Below are 3,039 nucleotides of genomic sequence, written 5' to 3'. Positions count from 1 at the left end.
TTCGTCACGGGACGCGGCTGTTGCGGTGGCGTCCGGACAAGCGTGCGGAGCAGTGCCGGCTGGAACAGCTTGGTGGCTAGCTGACAAAGCAAAACCCCGCCGGCTTTCGCGGGCGGGGTTTTGTTGTTCTAGTCGTTGAGAGAACGCATGTTTTTGGCAGACCTGGCAGCGACCTACTCTCCCAAGTCTTGAGACTTAGTACCATCGGCGCAAAGGGGTTTAACGGTCGAGTTCGGGATGGGATCGGGTTCTGGGCCCCTCGCAATTACCACCAGATCGGCGAAAAACATGCGTGTGAATTCTGGTTCCATGCTGCCGGCGCGGTGCCTAGCAGATGATTTTTTGATCTATTGGGTGCCGATCACTCGTTCCGTGCCGCGCTTTGCGGGCATGGATTAATGAGAACGATCAAGCCAATCGAGCTATTAGTACTGGTCAGCTTCACACCTCGCGGCGCTTCCACATCCAGCCTATCAACGTGGTGGTCTTCCACGGCTCTCAAGGGAATGCTCGTTTTGAAGGAGGCTTCCTGCTTAGATGCTTTCAGCAGTTATCCCGTCCGAATATAGCTACCCTGCAATGCCGCTGGCGCGACAACAGGTCCACCAGAGATTCGTCCAACCCGGTCCTCTCGTACTAGGGTCAGCTCTTCTCAACATTCCTACACCCACGGCAGATAGGGACCGAACTGTCTCACGACGTTCTGAACCCAGCTCACGTACCACTTTAAATGGCGAACAGCCATACCCTTGGGACCTGCTCCAGCCCCAGGATGTGATGAGCCGACATCGAGGTGCCAAACACTGCCGTCGATATGGACTCTTGGGCAGTATCAGCCTGTTATCCCCAGAGTACCTTTTATTCGTTGAGCGATGGCCCTTCCACGCGGGACCACCGGATCACTATGACCGACTTTCGTCTCTGCTCGACTTGTCAGTCTCGCAGTCAGGCAGGCTTATGCCATTGCACTCAGCGGACGATTTCCGACCGTCCTGAGCCCACCATCGCGCGCCTCCGTTACTCTTTGGGAGGCGACCGCCCCAGTCAAACTACCCACCATGCGCTGTCCCGGATGCTGTTACATCGCGGTTAGACACCTATGACGATAAGGGTGGTATCTCATCTTGCGGCTCCACCGAGACTGGCGTCCCGGCTTCAAAGCCTACCACCTATCCTGCACATGCCGACACAAGTGCCAGCGCAAAGCTATAGTAAAGGTTCATGGGGTCTTTCCGTCTGACCGCAGGAACCCCGCATCTTCACGGGGAATTCAATTTCGCTGAGTCTATGCTGGAGACAGTGGGGAAGTCGTTACGCCATTCGTGCAGGTCGGAACTTACCCGACAAGGAATTTCGCTACCTTAGGACCGTTATAGTTACGGCCGCCGTTTACCGGGGCTTCATTTCAAAGCTTGCACCTCTCCATTTAACCTTCCGGCACCGGGCAGGCGTCAGACCCTATACGTCGTATTGCTACTTCGCAGAGCCCTGTGTTTTTGATAAACAGTCGCTACCCCCTTTTTTGTGCCACTTCTACCCGGTTGCCCGAATAGAAGTCACGCTTATCCCGAAGTTACGCGTGCAATTTGCCGAGTTCCTTCAGCATAGTTCTCTCAAGCGCCTTGGTATGCTCTACCTGTCCACCTGTGTCGGTTTAGGGTACGGTCTATGTTGGTGGAGCTATTTCCTGGAACCGGCTCATCGCACCCCCAATCCAATAAGGGGATACGAACCCGCGCGATCCGTCACTACCACCAGGCCCACGAATATTAACGTGGTTCCCATCGTCTACGCATATCTGCCTCGACTTAGGGGCCGGCTAACCCTGCGCTGATTAGCATTGCGCAGGAACCCTTGGACTTACGGCGAGAGGGTCTCTCACCCTCTTTATCGCTACTCATGTCATCATTCGCACTTCCGATACCTCCAGGATCTCTCACGAGTATCCCTTCGCAGGCTTACGGAACGCTCCGCTACCGCTTGCACAAAGTGCAAACCCTAAGCTTCGGTGCATGGTTTGAGCCCCGTTACATCTTCGCCGCAGGAACGCTTGACCAGTGAGCTGTTACGCTATCTTTAAAGGATGGCTGCTTCTAAGCCAACCTCCTGGTTGTCTAAGCATTCCCACATGCTTTCCCACTTAACCATGACTTGGGGACCTTAGCTGTAGGTCAGGGTTGTTTCCCTCTTGACGATGGACGTTAGCACCCACCGTCTGTCTCCCAGATAGTACTCTTGGGTATTCGGAGTTTGGTTAGGTTTGGTAAGTCGGTGAGACCCCCTAGCCCATCCAGTGCTCTACCCCCCAAGGTATTCGTCTGAGGCGATACCTAAATATCTTTCGCGGAGAACCAGCTATTTCCGAGTTTGATTGGCCTTTCACCCCTAGCCACACGTCATCCCCGTAATTTTCAACTTACGTGGGTTCGGCCCTCCAGTAAGTGTTACCTTACCTTCAGCCTGCACATGGCTAGATCACTCGGGTTCGGGTCTAATCCAACTAACTTGACGCCCTATTCAGACTCGCTTTCGCTGCGCCTACACCTAACGGCTTAAGCTTGCTAGTTAGACTAAGTCGATGACCCATTATACAAGAGGTACGCCGTCACCCAGAACGCGTCTTGGGCTCCGACTGTTTGTATGCATCCAGTTTCAGGAACTATTTCACTCCCCTCGTCGGGGTGCTTTTCACCTTTCCCTCACGGTACTTGTTCGCTATCGGTCGCATGCGAGTACTTAGGCTTGGATAGTGGTCTACCCATGTTCAGACAGGATTTCACGTGTCCCGCCTTACTCGAGGACCAAGATGCTTTCTACCGGTACGGGGCTATCACCCACTATGGCGAAGCTTTCCAGCTTCTTCCCGTTCTTACACCCTGGCCACTGGCCTGGTCCGCGTTCGCTCGCCACTACTAACGGAGTCTCGGTTGATGTCCTTTCCTCCAGGTACTTAGATGTTTCAGTTCCCTGGGTTAGCTCCCTTTCGGGTGACCTAAATGGTCGGGTTTCCCCATTCGGAAATCCTCGGATCAAAGCTTA

The 3,039-nt window shown here is 54.1% G+C and carries 2 rRNA genes (1 of these 2 running past the window's edge); both read right to left on the bottom strand.

From position 1 onward, the window contains the following. Positions 1–160: 160 nt before the first annotated feature. Positions 161–276, bottom strand: a 5S ribosomal RNA gene (rrf, locus tag AC1DYL_RS22720). Between the two features lie 128 nt (positions 277–404). Continuing rightward, positions 405–3,039, bottom strand: a 23S ribosomal RNA gene (locus tag AC1DYL_RS22715) (it continues 93 nt past the right edge of the window).

This window comes from Devosia sp. P1_H9, from assembly GCF_056405135.1.
Note: the sequence above shows the minus strand (reverse complement) of the source record. Positions and strands in the feature narration are given on the sequence as shown.